We start from the raw sequence: 16,983 nt of genomic DNA on the forward strand, positions 1-16,983 counted from the left end.
CCCTGGCACGCACTCTCGCTGCACCGGCCGAACACCCAAGTACGTCCAGTACGAGGGAGTCCGGCCGGCACAGCGAGAGCACGCACCAGGACCCGCTCCTTCACCCACGGAGATCCAAACGACACGGCCTAGTACTCCAGCCGCAGAGCCAGCTCGCGCTGGTACCAGATGCCTGGCTCACCGCCGAGGTGGTCCGGGCCGGCGGGGCCGACGGGCCCGAACCCGGCTCTGGCCAACACCTTCTGGGACGCGGTGTTCCGGCGGGTGGTGGCCGCCTGCAGGGTGCGCAGCCCGTGCCGGGCCGCCGCCAGCCGGCACAGCTCCCGGACGGTCGCGGTCGCCACACCACGGCCGGCGACATGCTGCGCGACCCGGTAGCCGAGTTCCGCGGTGTGGTCTTCGATGTCGATCAGGTTGAACCTGCCGAGTACCGAGCCGTCCTCGGCGACGAGCACGTGGAAGGCGCAGATGCCGGCCTCCTGCTCGGCCAGCAAGGCGTTGTACCGGTCGGTGAACCGGTCGAAGAAGGCGTCGCCGCGGTCGGGGACCGAAGCAGCGAAGTAGGCGCGGTTCGCCAGCTCGAAGGCCAGGACCGCCGGGGCATGACCGGCGTTCAGCCGCTTCAGCTCGGGCACTGCCCGACCCTACCCGGACAGCGCGCCGTGGCCACCTGACTTTTCCCACCAGCGGCGGACAGCCCCCGACCCCCGGGCACCTGACGTCCGTGTCGGCCCGCTTCGCCAACGCGCGCTGGCCCTGGACGATTTGATCACCTCCGCACTACGGTTCTCCGGTGCCCCGCCCCGTACCGAAGCTGCCGCCCGGCTACCGTGCGCGTCCCGCGTCCGCCGCTGACGCCGGGGCGATCCTCGCGCTGGTCGCGGAGTGCGAGCGGGCGGAGTACGGGCGGGTGGAGTCCGACGAGGGGGCGGTGGCCGCGGTCTTCGCCCGGCCCGGGCTGGTGCCGGAGTCGGACACTGTGCTCGTCCACGACCGCTCGGGGCGGCTGGTGGCACGGGCCTGGGTGGACCGGCGTTCCGAGATCGATGTGCACCCCGGGCACCGCGGGCGCGGCCTGGGCGCCGCGCTCCTCGACTGGGCCGGGGACCGGGCCGGGCGGGCGGGCAGCGAGGGCGTCGTGCAGACCGTCCCGGACGGCGACACCGCCGCCGTCACCCTGCTGCGCACCCGCGGCTACGTCCCGCTGGTACGGGCCTGGCTGCTGGAGTACGCCATGCCGGACGAACCGCGGGTGCCGCAGGCCCCGCCCGGGATCACCGTCCGCCCGTACCGCCACGGCGACGGGCCCGCCGTGCATCGGCTGGTGCAGGACGCCTTCGACGAGTGGCAGCAGCGCCGCCAGCCCTACGGGGAGTGGGCCCGGCACATCGCCGACCGGCCCGCCTTCGCCCCCGCGATGTCCCCACTCGCCTTCCACGAGGGCCAACTGGTCGGCGCCGCACTGTCGTTGGAGCTGCCCGAGTGGGACGACGGGCATATCGAGCAGGTCGCGGTGCGCCGCGACCAGCGGGGCCGGGGCATCGCGCGGCTGCTGCTGCGCCGGGCGTTCCGCGACTTCCACCGGGCGGGCCGCCGCTCCTGCACCCTCTGGACCCACTCCGACACCGGCGCACTCGACCTGTATCTGCGGGTGGGCATGACGATCCGGCACAGCTCCACCGTCTTCCGCAAGGAACTGCGGACCCCCGCGCCCTGAGCGCGCCCCGATCTGTCGGACATGCCCAGGCCAATCGCCCGGGACGGCCCCGGCTTCGGCGGCTCCTGCCGTACCGCACTTGACCTGCCCCCGGCGGGCGGCCGAGGATCGCGCCATGATCGGTGGACACGGCAACACCGGCGCGCCGCGACGCGCCCCCGCGGGACAGGCCAGCACCGTCGACGGAGTGCTGCGGCGCAGCGCCCGCCGCACTCCGCAGCGCCCCGCCCTCACCTACGGCGACCGCACCTGGACCTACGCCGACCTGGACGAGGCCGTCTCCCGTGCGGCCGCCGTCCTGTGCGCCGCCGGTCTCGCCCCCGGTGACCGGGTCGCCGCCTACGGGCACAACTCGGACGCCTATCTGATCGCCTTCCTCGCCTGCGCCCGCGCCCGGCTGGTGCATGTGCCCGTCAACCAGAACCTCACCGGTGCGGACCTCGCGTATCTGCTGGACCAGTCCGGGAGTTCCCTGGTCCTCGCCGACCCGGCGCTCACCGGGCGGCTCCCCGAGGGCACCGCCGTACTGCCGCTGCGGGACGCCGAGGGCTCGCTGCTGGCGCTGATCCCCGGCACCGACCCGTACGACGGGCCGGGCGCGGACTCCGAGGACCTGGTGCAACTGCTGTACACCTCGGGCACCACCGCCCTCCCCAAGGGCGCGATGATGACGCACCGCGCCCTGGTCCACGAGTATCTGAGCGCGGTGCACGCCCTCGACCTGCGGGCCGGGGACCTGCCGCTGCACTCGCTGCCGCTCTACCACTCGGCGCAGATGCATGTCTTCCTGCTGCCGTATCTCGCGGTGGGCGCGCACAGCACCGTCCTGGACGGGCCGGACCCGGCGACCGTCCTCGGGCTGGTGGAGGAGGGCCGCGCGGACAGCCTCTTCGCGCCGCCCACCGTGTGGATCGCCCTCGCCAACCACCCCGGCTTCGCCGACCGGGACCTGAGCGCCCTGCGGAAGGCCTACTACGGCGCGTCGATCATGCCGGTGCCGGTGCTGGAGAAGCTGCGGGCCGGGCTGCCGGGGCTGGCGTTCTACAACTGCTTCGGGCAGAGCGAGATCGGCCCGCTGGCCTGCGTCCTCGGGCCGGACGAGCACGAGGGGCGGATGGACTCCTGCGGGCGCCCGGTGCTCTTCGTCGAGGCCCGCGTCGTGGACGAGGCGGGGCAGGACGTGCCCGACGGCACCCAGGGCGAGGTGGTCTACCGCTCGCCGCAGCTCTGCGAGGGCTACTGGGACAAGCCGCAGGAGACCGAGGAGGCCTTCCGCGACGGCTGGTTCCACTCCGGCGACCTCGCGGTCCGCGACGCCGAGGGCTTCCTGACCGTCGTGGACCGGGTCAAGGACGTCATCAACTCCGGTGGGGTGCTGGTCGCTTCACGTCAGGTGGAGGACGTGCTGTACACCCATCCCGCGGTCGCCGAGACGGCCGTCGTCGGGCTGCCCGACGAGCGCTGGATCGAGGCCGTCACCGCCGTGGTGGTCACCCGCGAGGAGATCGCGGCGGAGGAGCTGATCGCCTACGCCCGCGACCGCCTGCCCCACTTCAAGGCTCCCAAGCGCGTCGTCTTCGCCCAGGCCCTGCCGCGCAACGCCAGCGGCAAGATCCTCAAGCGCGAACTGCGGGACCGGCTCGCCGCCCCCGCCGGGGACTGACCGCTCACCTGCCGCTCCCCCCGGCTCCGCGGCCAACTCACCCCAGCACCGGGGGAGTTGGCAAAGGCGCCGGTGAGGCCCTGTGCCAGCCCGCCGCTGGGGCCTGTCCGGGGCGGGCCGCGGTGGTTAGGCTGGCCGGCGACGATCCACCGGGAGGAGCACGGTCGTGGCCGAGAGCACTGTGGAGCAGTACCCCTTCGCCGGCCGGCCCAAGCCGGACCTCGACCTCAGCAACGCGGACTGGCGGTCCACCAGCGGCGGCCGCGGCGAAGTGCAGATCGCCTTCGTCGAGGGCTTCATCGCCCTGCGCAACGGCGGCCACCCGCACAGCCCGTCCCTGATCTTCGCCCCGGACGAGTGGGGCGCCTTCGTCCTCGGCGCCCGCGCGGGCGAGTTCGACCTCACCTGACGGCCCGCCCCCCCCACAGGGCTTGGTTGGGCACATGCGGGACGGGTACCCGGTCCGGAATGTGCCCCGGCCGCCAGTCGAGACAGAGGTGCCCATGAGTACACGGCCCGTGATCGTCGCGGTGGACGGCTCCGAGGACGCCCTGCGCGCCCTGTGGTGGGCCCGGGACGCGGCCCTGCTGCGCTCCGCACCGCTGCGCCTGGTCCACGTCCGCCAGTACGCGGCCTGGGGCCAGCCCGAGGTGCTCGTCGCCGAGGCGCTGGAGCCGCCCGAGGACCTGCTCCTGGCCGAGGTGCGCCGCACCGTCGAGGAGCGCACCGACCCGGCCGGGCCGCCCGACACCGAGTATGTGTCCCTGATCGGTGTGCCCGGTGCGCTGCTGCCCGAACTGGGCGCCGAGGCACAGTTGTTGGTCCTCGGTTCGCGGGGCCGCGGCGGCTTCGCCAGCCTGCTGCTCGGCTCCAACGGCATGGCCGCCGCCCGGGACGCGGACTGCCCGGTCGTGGTGGTGACCCGCCCCGGCCGGAAGGCTCACGGCGAGGCCCCGCCGCGCCCCGGGCCGCGGATCGTGGTCGGGGTGTCCCCGGACGCGCCCGACGGCAACACCCTCGCCTTCGCCTTCGAGGAGGCGGCCCGCCGCGGCGCCGCCCTGGACGTGGTCGCCGCCTACCCGTGGCCCGGCTACGCCTGGACGGCGGCCGGCGACTTCACCCCCACCGCGGCGGAGCAGCGGGAGGCCCAGCGCGCCACCGAGGAGGAGGTCGCCGGCGCGGTGCGCCCGCACGGCGAGCGGCGGCCCGAGGTGGCGTACCAGGTGCTGGTGGCGCCCGGTGACGCCGCCGGGCATGTGGTGGAGGCCTCCCGGGGCGCCGAACTGGTGGTGGTGGGCCGCCACCGCAGGCGCCGCCTCAGCCCCACCCGGCTGCTAGGCTCCGTCACCCACGCGGTGCTGCTGCACGCGGTGAGCCCGGTGGCCGTCGTCCCGCCCGCGGTGCCCGAGCCCGGCCCCGAGGCCGTCGCGGAGGGACACAACGGGCAGTCCGCCACCGGTTCCTGACCGGGGCGGTTCCCCTCGGGCGGGGGCCGGGGGCGGGCACGTACCATGTCCGCATGTCGTTCCTCCGCCGCCGCAGCTCCGCCACCCCCGCGGGCCCCGACTTCGACGTCCTGGCCATGGACCCGGGGGACTGGCCGGGCAATCTCGGCGCGGGCCTGCTGCCCGCGCCCGACGGCACCTGCCAGGGCGTCTTCCTCCGCTACGACCTCTTCGGCGGCCGCGGCCCCGCGATGATCATCGGCAACCTCCCGGAGGGCTCGCCCGCCCGCGAGACCGAGGACGGCGAGATCCCCTTCGAGGTGGCCCAGTTGCTGCTGGCGCTGGAGAACGACGAGGAGGTCGGCGTCGTCGGCACCGAGGACGTGCCCGTGATGCAGGGCGACAACCTCCTCATCGTGCGCCGGGTGAAGCTCTCCGAAGGACGCATCTCCTGTGTGCAGTTCGACCGCAGCGACGGTGTGCTCGTCACCATCGCCGCCTGGGACCGGCCCATCACCGACGACCTCTACGCCCTGCTGAAGCCGCTGCCCGCGGAGCTGTTCCAGCAGCGCTGACCGGCCCCGGAACGCCCGACGGGCCCGGTCCTGCCCCCACGGCAGGTCCGGGCCCGTCAAGCGTCCGGTGGATCAGGAACGCGACGACACCACGTCCACATCGGCCGCCCGCACATACTCGACCCGGTGGCCGAACTGGATCTCGTAGTAGACGTCCTTGCCGCGCACCACCTTGTGGTCGGCCACGTCGAAGGTCGCGGAGTAGTAGTACTCGCCGTGGACCTTCTCACCGACCACGTACCGCTGCCCCGCGAGCAGCTTGTACGGCATCGGTGTCACCGGCTGCACCGGCACGCCCTCGGGGTACGCCGACTTCTCCGGGTACGCCCTGCCGTACACCGGGATCTCCTTGAGGCCGGCCTTCGGCTGGACCACCAGGCCCTTGGCGTTCTTGGTGACGGGGGCGTCCGCCGGGTTGCGGAACCAGGCCTTCTGCCCGAGGTACCAGACGGCGGTCCAGTCGCCCTCGCGGTCGGCCACCGCGTACTGGGTGCCGGCGGCGAGGCGGGCACCGATGTCGTTGACGTCGATGGTGGAGTCCCCGCCGCCCGGGCGGAGCCCGATGTCCTTGATCAGCGGGGCGTCGTCACGGGGCTCGGTGTGCACCCGGATCGCACTGGAACCGTGCTCCGGGCACGGCTTGCCCTTCGAACAGCCCGTGTACTCGGGCTTGTTGGACTCGTAGTCCGGAGCGATCGTCACCAGGCCGCCCCGAGGACCGGCCGTCGGGTGGAACGGCTTGCCCATCAGCGCGAAGTAGTGCCCCCAGTCCCAGTACGGGCCGGGGTCGGTGTGCATCCCGGGGATGCCCGCGCCGGTGGTGGCGGGCACCTCCTCGTGGCCGATGACATGCCGCCGGTCCAGCGGGATGTCGTACCGGTGCGCCAGGTAGGACACCAGCCGGGCCGAGGTGCGGTACATCGCCTCCGTGTACCAGGCGTCCGGGTCGGCGAGGAAGCCCTCGTGCTCGATGCCGACGGAGTGCGAGTTGATGTACCAGTTGCCGGCCTGCCAGCCGACGTCCTTGTTCTTCACATGCTGCGCGATGTGCCCGTCGGTGGAGCGCACCGTGTAGTGCCAGGCGAGGTACGTGGGGTCCTGCGCCAGCTTCACCGAGACGTCGTAGGACCCCTCGGTGTCATGGATGATGATCGCGTCGATGCTCTGGTCGTTGGGCCGGTCGGCCTTGTCGTGGTTGCCGTAGTCGTCCTTGCCGGTCTCCTGGTACGGAGCCGGCAGCCACTCGCAGGACACGGTCCGCGGGCACTCCGCGCCGTCCTTCGCCGCGCGCAGCCCCATCCGCTCCACCTGGGCGGCCTCCGGCCGCAGTCCGGGCTGCGCGGTGAGGGCCACCTGCTGGCCCGCGTCGTTGGTGCGCTGCTCGCCGTCGCGGATCACCGCGAACACGTCGTTGGCGTAGGTGGCGGCGGTGGAGCTGTCGTCGGCTCCGGAGAAGCGGGCCACCGCGCCGTACCAGTCGGCGGCGGAGCCGTTCAGCGACCCGCCGGCGGACTTCTGGGCCTGCGCGAGCAGCGCGGCACCACCGCGGATGTTGGCCGCGGCGTCGGTACGCAGCCGCTCGGCGGAGATACCGGTCAGCTCGGCGGCCTTGCGGAGGGTGCTGAGGCGGGCCGGCAGCTCGGACTCGGCGGGCACATCGGCGGTGGGCCGCAGCGCGGGCCGCGAGGAGTCGCCCCGCGGATCGACCGCCCCCTCCGCCTGGTGCTCCCCGGACGCGGCGAGCGCGGTACGGGCGTCGGTGAGGTGCATGGGGCCGTAGCCGCCGGAGACGCTGGGCGCCCCGTGGTGGGTGTCCCAGCGGGACTGGAGGTAGGACACACCGAGCAGCACGCTCTGCGGGACCTGGTACTCCTTGGCCGCGGCGGCGAAGGCGCCCTGCAGGCCGTCCTGGGCGGGCGCCGCAGGGGAGTTGGAGGCACCGATCAGCGGCAGCACCAGCGCGGCACAGGCCACCGTGGTACCGGCGGCGCGCCGCAGGCGTCTCGGTGCCCCGGGGTTGTGGGGGGTGGTGGATTCTCGCAAGGCAGCCTCCTGGGAGGGTCGAGCACGAAGGGCGTACGGGCGGGGCCGAGCGTGGATCAGTGGTACCGGCTCACCGACGATCCGTCAATCATGCTCAGGGCAAGGAATTTCCCATGTCAGCAGCGTTCCGGGAAGCCTTTCGGCACGGCACCGGCCAGGCCTGCACAGCGTCAGAGGAGTGGACCAATGCGCCCTCGCGGCAAGGGATTTGACGCCTGGGCGGATTGTCGGAAGTGGCCCGCGGGACAACCGGTGCCCACCGCGGCGCCACGCCACACGTACGCAGTACGGCCCGCCCACCGGCAGAGGCCGATGGGCGGGCCGTACTGTCACTCAGCGGGTGCCGACCGCCGCCCGTACTGCGCGGCGGGCCAACTGGCAGTCGTCGTGCAGCCTGCGCAGCAGCAGCCGCTGCTCCTCACCGGAGGGCACCGCCCCGGGCTGGGCGGGACCCGGCGCCGCCGCGGTCGACTCCCGCAGCGAACGCTGCACCGCCGTCTCGTAGGTGCGGATCTCCCGGGTCAGCACCAGCATCAGATTGACCAGGAAGGAGTCCCGTGCCGCCGGGCCCGGGGCCTGGGCGAGCTGGCTGATCTGGCGGCGGGCCAGCGGCGCGTCCCCCAACACCGCCCACAGCGTGGCCAGATCGTAGCCGGGCAGGTACCAGCCGGTGTGCTCCCAGTCGACCAGCACCGGGCCGGCCGGGGACAGCAGCACATTGGACAGCAGCGCGTCACCGTGGCAGAACTGCCACAGCTCGCCCCCCGCCCGGCTCGCGGAGTGCGCGATGCCGTGCAGCAGCTTCTGCAGATCGTCCAGATCCCGGTCGGTGAGCAGCCCCAGCTCGTGGTCGCGGGTGATACGCGCCCCGTAGTCCAGCGGCCGGCGGAAGACGTCCTCCGGGGGCTGCCACTGGTTCAGCCGGCACACCGCGCCCAGCGCGGCCCGGATGTCCGCCCGCGGCGGGGCCTGCATCGGATGGCGCTGAAGTGCCGCCACCCGTCCCGGCATCCGCTCGATGACCAGCGCGCCGCTCTCCGGGTCCGCCGCGATCAGCCGCGGCACCCGTACCGGAGGGCGGTGCCGGACGAACGCGCGGTATGCCGCTATCTCGTGCTGAAACCTTTCCACCCACGCCGGCGAGTGGTCCAGTAAACACTTCGCCACCGCGGTACTGCGCCCCGTCGTGCCGACCAGCAGCACCGAACGCCCGCTGCGCCGCAGCACCTGCACCGGGCTGAACTCCGGGCAGATCCGGGCCACCGCGGCGACCGCGGAGCGGAGTTGGGCGCCCTGGGGGCCGGACAGGTCGAGCCTCCCGCTGACCGCTCGGGCTCCCGGGGCGACGGGGCGGCGCGGCCGCCCCACGAGCCCCTGGCGACCGGGCTCCAGATACGGACCGCCTCCCGTCACCGGGGTCGCCTCCCGGGTCCGCTGCCCCGGAGACGGGGTGCGCAGCGGCCGAGGCGGTGCGGACACGGAAGACGATGCTGTGTACATGGGGGAGACAGATCCCTTCGTGTGCCTGCGAGTTCCCTTGCGCACCCCGGGCCCGGCTCCGGCTCCCGTACGGGCTCCTCGCGGGGACCCGCCACGGGCCGTGCACCCTGGGGAGTGCACATCCGGCACCGGGCCGGGGTGGCGCACTCCTACCCGACACCCGGAGTCCCGTGGCACACCACGTGGCGCACCCTGGCGAACGGTGGCGGATAGTCGCCCGGCCGTGTCCAGCGGGGCTACTGTCGACTCAGCCGAGAACCTGGGGGCTTGACGTGAGCGGAGAACCCAACACCCGCCTGTCCGACCTGTTCGGCCTGGCCGGCTGGTCCAAGGGCGAACTCGCGAGACTGGTGAACCGGAAGGCGGCGGCCATGGGCCACCCCCAACTGGCCACCGACACCTCGCGGGTGAGGCGGTGGATCGACATGGGAGAGATCCCGCGCGATCCCGTACCGCGGGTGCTGGCGGCCCTGTTCACCGAGCGGCTCGGCCGTGTCGTGACCATCGAGGATCTCGGTCTGGTCCGCCGCGGGCGTATCGGGAAGCGACGGGACGACGGGAGCGAGGAGCATCCCGACGGACTGCCGTGGGCGCCCGAGCGGACGGCTGAGGTCCTCACCGAATTCACGGGAATGGACCTCATGCTCAACCGACGCGGCTTGGTGGGCGCGGGTGCCGCGCTCGCCGCCGGATCCACCCTCACCGGTGCCATGCACGACTGGCTGCACACCGATCCGGCCCTCGCGGCCGGCACCGCCCACGCCACCCCCCATGACGGTTCCCCGGCCGCCGAACCCGCAGGATACGACCGCTACGAGGCCGCCCCCATCGGGTCGCAGGAGATCGAGGAACTGGAGCGCTCCGTCGAGGTGTTCCGCGCCTGGGACGCGGCCCGCGGCGGCGGACTCCAACGCAAGGCCGTAGTGGGCCAGTTGAACGAGGTGGGCGGCATCCTCTCCTACCGCCACCCCGAGCACCTCCAGCGGCGCCTGTGGGGCGTCGCCGCCAATCTGGCCGTCCTGGCGGGCTGGATGTCGCACGACGTCGGCCTGGAGCCCACCGCCCAGAAGTACTTCGTGATCGCCGCGCACGCGGCCCGGGAGAGCGGCGACCGGCCGCGCGCCGGGGAGGCGCTCTCCCGCGCCGCCCGCCAGATGGTGCACCTGGGCCGGCCGGACGACGCGCTGGACCTGATGAAGCTCGCCCAGTCCGGATCAGGCGAGCAGACCCTGCCGCGGACCAAGGCGCTGCTCTGCACCATCGAGGCGTGGGCGCAGGCGTCCATGGGCCAGGGGCAGGCGATGCGGCGCACCCTGGGCCTCGCCGAGGACCTCTTCGGATCCGACAAGGGCGATGTGCCGGCGCCGAGTTGGATGCAGCTCTTCGACGAGGCCGACCTGCACGGGATGCAGGCCCTGGCGTACCGCACCCTCGCCGAGCACGACCCCTCGGCCGCCCCCGTCGCGGAGCGGCACGCCAAGCAGGCCATCGAGCTGCGCGCCCGGGGCCGCCAGCGGTCCACCATCTTCGACTACCTCTCGCTGGCCTCGGCCTGCTTCATCGCCGACGACCCGGAGCAGGCCGACCGGTACGCCCGCCTCGCCCTGGTGTCCATGGGCGACAGCTCCTCCCAGCGCACCTGGGACCGGCTGCGCGAGATGTACCGGCTGACCGGCAAGTACGCCGACTACCCCAAGATCAAGGACCTGCGCGACGAGATCAAGTGCGTGCTGCCCAAGGCGGCTTCGGGTGCGGCGGCGGGCGTCCCGCGGCTGCCCCGGCCGCGCCGGGGCGGCATCGCCCCGGTCTGAACGGGCCCCGCGCGACCGGCCGTTCACCGGGGGACCGGGGCGAGCCGGTTGCCCGCGTGCGTCCGGCCGCGGGGTACGTACGGCGGTGTGTCAGGCGGTGACCCGGGCGACCAGCACACAGGCGTCGTCGTCACGCACCGCGCCCTGCCCGTCGAACCGCTCCACCACCCGGCGCGCACACTCCAGCGCACAGCGGGCCGCGGTGAACTCCGGTGCCAGCGCCAGCAGTTCACGCTGCGCGTCCACACCGGAGCGGCGTGCCACCAGCCCGTCGGTGTGCAGCAGCAGCACATCCCCCGGGACCAGCTCCACCTCCGCCTGCCCGTACGCGGCTCCGGAGAGGGTGCCGAGCAGCACCCCGTCGGGCACCGGCAGCGGCCACCCGGTACCGCCGCGGAACAGCAGCGGGGCGGGGTGGCCGGCTTGCGCCCAGGTCAGGGTGCGGGTGCCCGGTGCGTAGCGGCAGCAGAGGGCGCTGCCGAGGGCCGGTTGCGCCGCGTCGTCCACCAGGTGGTTGAGCAGGCCGAGCAGTGGGCCGGGGCGGGCTCCGGTCACCGCCATACCGCGCAGCGCGCCGAGCAGTACGGCCACCGAGGACGTCACCGGCACGCCGTGCCCGCCGAGGTCGCCGACGCTCAACAGGACCTGGCCGTCCGGGAGTTCGAGCGCGTCGTACCAGTCGCCGCCGATCAGTGACGGATGCCCGGCGGGCAGATAGCGGCCCGCCAGATCGAGCGCGGTGGACCCGGATCGCGGGAGCTGCAGGGAGCCGCGCCAAGCGGGGAGGACGGCTTCCTGCAGCTCTACCGCGAGCCGGTGCTCGGTCTTCTGCGCGACATGCCGGTGGCGCTGGAGCGAGTCATGGGTCTCGCTCAGCACGCGCTGGCTGCGGCGCAGTGCGCTGACGTCGCGCAGTACCGCCCACATGGAGGCGGTCCCGCCGTGGACGTCCAGCACCGGCTCGCCCATCATGTGCACGGTACGGGCCGTGCCGTCGGGCCTCAGCACCCGGAACTCGCCGTCGATCGGCTTCCCGTCCACCAGGCAGTCGGTGACCATCGCGGTCAGCCGCGCCCGGTCCTCCAGGTGTGCCACGGCGGGGAGTTCGTCCAGGGTGAGCGGCTCGGTGTCCGGGGCCCGGCCGAGGATCTCGTAGAACTCGGCGGACCAGTCGGCCTGGTCGGTGAGGAGATTCCACTCGGCGGTACCGACCCGGCTCAGCAGCGAACGCTGCGGCTCGGCGGAGTCCGGTCCGGAGTCCGGCAGGGGACGGGGTGGTGGAACCGTCCCGTCCGGAGTGGGGGCCGCGGGGTCGGGTGTGGCGGGGGTGTTCGCGGCGTCTGCGGTGTCTGCGACGTCTGCGGTATCTGCGGTGTCAGCGGTGTGTGCGGCGGGCTCCGGGTGGGCGTGGGGGCGTGGGCAGGGGTACGGGCGCGGGTGGGTGTGCGCTTCGGGGTGGGGGCCGGGGTGTGTGCCGGGTGCCGTGCGCGGGGGTGGGGTGCCGCTCTCGCGGGTGCGGGTGGGGCGGACGGTCACGGGGGAGGGGCCGACCTCGCGGAGCTGGGCCAAGTGGCCGTCCAGATCGTCGAGTTGGTGCCCGGCCAGCTCCAGCAGGGCGCGCTGCCAGCGGCCGTGCGGCTCGCCGGGCTCCACGGTGTACAGCGTGGCGCGCCGTACCGCGTCCAGACCGCCGCGCAGTCGGCGGGCCTGCGAGATGAGCGCGTCGACCGTGTCACCGGCGGGCGGTTCGGCGGCCGGACGGTCCGCTGGGACATGGGACGGCATGACGGACTCCGGGACTGGCGCGGGGTGGGCGCACACGGACGGACAGGGGGTGGGCGGTCCTCGGGGAGCAGCGGCATCCGCGAGCGGCACGGTGTCGTTACGGGGCCCTCGGGGGCGGCGACAACGATGACTGTTGCACAGCCGGGGGCGGCTCGTAAGGGGTTTGGCGACACACGATGCGGTGGTGCCTATGGCATATGACCCAGGCGAGCCCACGGCGATCCGGAAAGCGACTGGCCGAAAACCGCCGTGTCACAGATCACTTGAAATGGATCGCTGTGCCGGCGTGACTCCTGGCGGTTCGCGGTGTCGAAACAGGTGTCGAAACAAGCAGAGACCGAGAGAACGGAAGACGGACCATGCCCCTCACCACCGAGCAGCCCACGCCCCCCAACATTCCTCCCGCGACCGGTCGTGCCCCGACTCCCTGCACGCCCGGCGCCGAAGAATCCCGCCCGCGCTCAGCCTCCGTACAGCGCGGGACGGGGAGCGTACTCCACCGGCTCCCGCTCGCCCGAAGCCTGGGCGCGCACCCCGGCCTCCGCGACGACCGCCGCGGCATAGCCGTCCCAAGCCGTCGGCCCGGTCACCCGCCCCGCCCGGGTGGCGTCCACCCAGTCCTGCACCTCCCGGTCGTAGGCGTCCGAGAAGCGCACCAGATAGTCCTGCGCGATGGCGGTACGCGCCTCACCGGCCGACTCCACCACCACCGCGGGCTCAGCCCCGATCCGCACCGAGCCACGCTCACCCACCGCCTCGCACCGCACCTGATAGCCGAAGCCGCAGTTGACGAAGATCTCCACATCGACCAGGGCGCCCCGCCCCATCTCCAGCAGTACCAACTGCGGATCACCCAGGCCCTCCGGCGCCCCGGACGAAGGCGCCGGCCGCAGCACCCGCACCGCATGGACCTCATCCGCCAGCAACCAGCGACTCGCATCGATCTCATGCGACACCGAACTGCTCACCAGCATCCCGGTGGTGAAGTCCGGCGGCGAGGACACATTGCGGTGCGTGCAGTGCAGCATCAGCGGCCGCCCCAGCCCACCCCCGTCCAACACCGCCTTCATCCGCCGGTACTCCACGTCATACCGGCGCATGAATCCGACCTGCAACAACCGCCGACCAGAACGGACTTCAGCCTCCACCATGCGCAACGCACCCGCCGCCTCCGACGCCAGCGGCTTCTCACACAACACCGGCAGCCCCCGGGCGAACGCCCCCATGACGGCCTCCTCGTGCGCCGCTCCGGGCGAGGCCACCAGGACCGCATCCACTCCGGGCGCGGCCAGCGCCGCCAGCGGATCGGTGTGCACCGACGCCCCCTCGATGCCCGCCGCGGCCCGCTGTGCGGACTCCGATGACGGATCCGCGACCGCCGCCACCCGTGCCCCGCTCACCACCCGGTCCAGCCGCCGCACATGGTCGGCGCCCATCCGGCCCGCACCCAGCACCGCCACCCCCAGCAGCCCAGCCATCCGCACTCCTCGCCCTCTCGCCCAACACACTCCGGTACCTCCGGCCACTCAACCACCCGTCTCCCGATACGGCCCTGGCGGCCCCCTGCGCGGCAGGTGCTCCGTTCAGGGGGAGCGCGATGCGCCCGGCGTCACCGGGGCGGACCACCGGGAAGGCATGGGCGCGTCCCGGGGCACGACCCGTCGGCGTACGGCCGTGCCCGTCCGCCCCCAGCGGCCGCCTTCGACCGCACTCACCTCCGGAGCCGCCCCCATGACCGCAGAACCCCGTACCTCACCGTCGACCCCGGCCGCCCATGTATGGAACGTGGACGACCTGCCCGCCCTGGAATTCGACCCGCTGCTGCGGGAGCTGCTGGACAACGAACCGGTGGCCCGCATCCGCCTCCCCTTCGACGGGGACCGCGAAGCCTGGCTGGTCACCCGCTACCAGGACGTCCGCCTGGTCACCTCCGACCCGCGCTTCAGCCGGGAAGCACTGGTCGACCGCACCGTCACCGGCATGGCCGGGCACCGCATCGCCTCACCCGCGGGACTCAACTTCGCCGACCCGCCCTACCACACCCGGCTCCGCAAGATCATCACCAAGGCGTTCACCGGGCAGCACATGAAACGGCTCCGCCCCCTCGCCCAGCAGCGCACCGGCGAACTCCTCGACGCCATGGAGCAACAGGGGCCGCCCGCCGACCTGATGAGGCACCTGCACGGCCCGCTGCCGCTCGCCGTCGTATGCGATCTGCTCGGTGTGCCACTGGAGGACCGGGAAAGACTCGCCTCCTCACCGGACCTCATCCTGTCCACCGGCGCGGGCGCCGCCACCAGCAACGCCGCCAAGGAGGAGGTGCGTTCCTACATCGTGGGCCTGCTGGAGGAGCGGCGCGGCAGCGATACGGACGACCTGGCCTCGGTCCTCGCCGAGGCCTGGGACGCCGGGGACATCAATGAGGCGGAGGCGGTGTCGCTGGCCACCGCCGTCCTGGTCAGCGGCGCCCACGCGGTCCGCAACAACAGCGCCAACATGGTGTACATGCTGCTCACCCACCCCGAGCAGCTGGCTGCACTGCGGTCCAGCCCCGAGTCCCTGCCCCAGGCGGTGGACGAGTTGCTCCGCCATATCCCGCACCGCAACGGAGTCGGCCTGCCACGCGTCGCCACCGAGGACGTACGGGTGGGCGAGGTGCTGATCCGCGCCGGGGAGGCCGTCTATGCCTCGTATCTCACGGCCAACCGGGATCCGGCGGTCTTCTCCGAGCCGGACACCCTGGACTTTGACCGCGGCGGCACCGCCCATCTGTCGTTCGGGCACGGCCCGCACCACTGCATGGGCGCGATGCTGGCCCGGATGGAATCCGAGGTGATGCTCGCGGCCCTGCTCCCACGCTTCCCCCGGCTACGGCTCGCCGGCCCTCCGGAGGAGACCGAGTGGCAGAGCAAGGGCTTTATCCGCGGCCCGCAGACACTGATGGTGACCTGGTAGCCACGACGGGACGGAGGGGTGTCCCTGCACCCGTGGGTGCGCCCCTTCCGCCCCGCCGAACTCCCAACTCCCCACTCCGCCAAGGCTTCTAGGAGTGCTTGCCGAAGTGGCGGCGGGAGTGCCCGGAGCCACCGTGGGACACCGGCTTCCCGCGACGGCGGTGCGCCGACTTCTCCGAGGGTGCACCCGAAGTACCGGACGTCCCGGGTGCCGCGTCCGGCCCGGGCCCCGCGTCCGCCTCGGCCGACTCCGTCGGCTCGTCCGCCGTACTCGACTCGGTGTCCTCCGCCAACTCCTCTGCCGACTCCTCTGCCGCGGTCGACTCGGGCGGGGTGTCCGTCTCGCTGGGGAAGGCGGTGTCGGGGGGTGTTTCGGTGAGCGGGGGGTGCAGTTCGGCGGCCAGGGCTTCGGCGGCGCGGCGTTCGAGCTGCTCCGGGGTGTGCTCGGCGGCCTCCTCCACGGCGGCGGGTGCCGCGTCCGTACCGGTCACCTGCTCCGGCTCTTCCGCGGCGGGCGGCGGGGGAGGGGGCGGTGCCGCGGCGGGGGGTGCCTCCGGGGGGCCGGCGTGGGCCCGTTCCAGGAAGCGCAGCAGCTCCACCGGGAAGGGCAGGACCAGGGTGGAGTTCTTCTCCGCGGCGACCGCCACCACCGTCTGCAACAGCCGCAGTTGGAGGGCGGACGGGGTCCCGGCCATCTGCTGGGCCGCCTCCGCCAGCTTCTTCGACGCCTGGAACTCCGCGTCCGCGTTGATCACGCGCGCCCGGCGTTCCCGGTCCGCCTCGGCCTGGCGGGCCATCGAGCGCTTCATGGTGTCGGGCAGCGACACATCCTTGATCTCGACCCGGTCGATCTGCACACCCCAGCCCACGGCCGGGCTGTCGATCATCAACTCCAGGCCCTGGTTGAGCTTCTCGCGGTTGGAGAGCAGATCATCCAGATCGCTCTTACCGATGATGGAACGCAGCGAGGTCTGCGCCATCTGCGAGACGGCGAAGCGGTAGTCCTCCACCTCGATCACCGCGTTCTTCGGGTCGACCACCTTGAAGTAGACGACCGCGTCCACCCGGACCGTGACGTTGTCGCGGGTGATGCCCTCCTGGGCGGGGATCGGCATCGTGACGATCTGGAGATTGACCTTCCGCAAGCGGTCCACCGCCGGGATGATCAAGGTCATACCCGGTGGACGCACCCCGCCGTACAGTCGCCCGAGGCGGAACACCACGCCGCGTTCATACTGTTTGATCACACGTATCGCGGCCGATCCGTAGATCAGTGCCGCGCAGATGATCAGCACTATCGCGACGACAAGACCCTCGACCATGACGACCCCCTGACAATCGTCTCGGAGCCTGCCAGTCCAGGGTAAGTCCGTAATGTCGGGAAGTTCGCGGGATGGCCGGGCGGGCGGCCGCGCGCTGACGGTGCCGTACGGTCCCGGGCGTCGCCAAGCGGGCCGGGCGTCGACCAACTCCTCCTGGGCTAGCGGTAG

The 16,983-nt window shown here is 72.9% G+C and carries 13 protein-coding genes; 7 read left to right on the forward strand and 6 right to left on the reverse strand.

The genetic code is table 11. The features are described from left to right. Positions 1-128: 128 nt before the first annotated feature. A complete protein-coding gene (locus ACFVST_RS21230) occupies positions 129-635 on the reverse strand; it encodes a GNAT family N-acetyltransferase (RefSeq protein ID WP_390154161.1) in 507 nt (168 codons plus the stop codon). Between the two features lie 158 nt (positions 636-793). On the opposite strand from ACFVST_RS21230, the gene ACFVST_RS21235 reads away from it, so the two are divergent. The 5 genes from ACFVST_RS21235 to ACFVST_RS21255 all read left to right on the forward strand — a co-directional run bounded on the left by ACFVST_RS21235 (position 794) and on the right by ACFVST_RS21255 (position 5,400). Continuing rightward, a complete protein-coding gene (locus ACFVST_RS21235; protein ID WP_390154164.1) occupies positions 794-1,717 on the forward strand; it encodes a GNAT family N-acetyltransferase in 924 nt (307 codons plus the stop codon). Between the two features lie 115 nt (positions 1,718-1,832). Continuing rightward, positions 1,833-3,380, forward strand: coding sequence for an acyl-CoA synthetase (locus tag ACFVST_RS21240; RefSeq protein WP_390154167.1), 1,548 nt, complete (start codon positions 1,833-1,835; stop codon positions 3,378-3,380). A gap of 166 nt (positions 3,381-3,546) precedes the next feature. Continuing rightward, on the forward strand, positions 3,547-3,789 hold the full coding sequence (locus tag ACFVST_RS21245) for a DUF397 domain-containing protein (protein ID WP_390154169.1): 243 nt from the start codon (positions 3,547-3,549) through the stop codon (positions 3,787-3,789). A gap of 94 nt (positions 3,790-3,883) precedes the next feature. Then, the gene (locus ACFVST_RS21250; protein ID WP_390154172.1) at positions 3,884-4,846 is read left to right on the forward strand and encodes a universal stress protein; all 963 of its coding nucleotides are present in this window, start codon (positions 3,884-3,886) and stop codon (positions 4,844-4,846) included. 53 nt (positions 4,847-4,899) lie between these two features. Next, positions 4,900-5,400 carry a hypothetical protein gene (locus ACFVST_RS21255; RefSeq protein WP_390154175.1) on the forward strand — a complete coding sequence of 167 codons (501 nt, stop codon included), beginning with the start codon at positions 4,900-4,902 and terminating at the stop codon, positions 5,398-5,400. Between the two features lie 72 nt (positions 5,401-5,472). Here ACFVST_RS21255 and ACFVST_RS21260 read toward each other — a convergent pair whose 3' ends face one another. Next, the gene (locus tag ACFVST_RS21260; protein ID WP_390154177.1) at positions 5,473-7,443 is read right to left on the reverse strand and encodes an N-acetylmuramoyl-L-alanine amidase; all 1,971 of its coding nucleotides are present in this window, start codon (positions 7,441-7,443) and stop codon (positions 5,473-5,475) included. Positions 7,444-7,776: 333 nt separating this feature from the next. After that, complete coding sequence (locus tag ACFVST_RS21265; protein ID WP_390154180.1) at positions 7,777-8,943, reverse strand: aminoglycoside phosphotransferase family protein; 1,167 nt, start codon at positions 8,941-8,943, stop codon at positions 7,777-7,779. Positions 8,944-9,215: 272 nt separating this feature from the next. Here ACFVST_RS21265 and ACFVST_RS21270 point away from each other — a divergent pair, with 272 nt between their 5' ends. Next, complete coding sequence (locus ACFVST_RS21270; protein ID WP_390154183.1) at positions 9,216-10,754, forward strand: hypothetical protein; 1,539 nt, start codon at positions 9,216-9,218, stop codon at positions 10,752-10,754. A 90-nt stretch (positions 10,755-10,844) separates the two neighbouring features. On the opposite strand, the gene ACFVST_RS21275 is transcribed toward ACFVST_RS21270, so the two are convergent. Beyond that, positions 10,845-12,539, reverse strand: coding sequence for a SpoIIE family protein phosphatase (locus ACFVST_RS21275; protein WP_390154185.1), 1,695 nt, complete (start codon positions 12,537-12,539; stop codon positions 10,845-10,847). A 461-nt stretch (positions 12,540-13,000) separates the two neighbouring features. Then, positions 13,001-14,017: a Gfo/Idh/MocA family protein gene (locus tag ACFVST_RS21280; protein ID WP_390154188.1), complete on the reverse strand. Its 1,017-nt coding sequence runs from the start codon at positions 14,015-14,017 to the stop codon at positions 13,001-13,003. A gap of 253 nt (positions 14,018-14,270) precedes the next feature. On the opposite strand from ACFVST_RS21280, the gene ACFVST_RS21285 reads away from it, so the two are divergent. Continuing rightward, positions 14,271-15,494, forward strand: a complete 1,224-nt coding sequence (locus ACFVST_RS21285) for a cytochrome P450 (RefSeq protein ID WP_390154191.1) — start codon at positions 14,271-14,273, stop codon at positions 15,492-15,494. An 88-nt stretch (positions 15,495-15,582) separates the two neighbouring features. Here ACFVST_RS21285 and ACFVST_RS21290 read toward each other — a convergent pair whose 3' ends face one another. After that, positions 15,583-16,815, reverse strand: coding sequence for a slipin family protein (locus ACFVST_RS21290; protein ID WP_390154193.1), 1,233 nt, complete (start codon positions 16,813-16,815; stop codon positions 15,583-15,585). Positions 16,816-16,983: the final 168 nt, after the last annotated feature.

This window comes from Streptomyces sp. NPDC058045, from assembly GCF_042885635.1.
GTDB lineage: Bacteria > Actinomycetota > Actinomycetes > Streptomycetales > Streptomycetaceae > Streptomyces.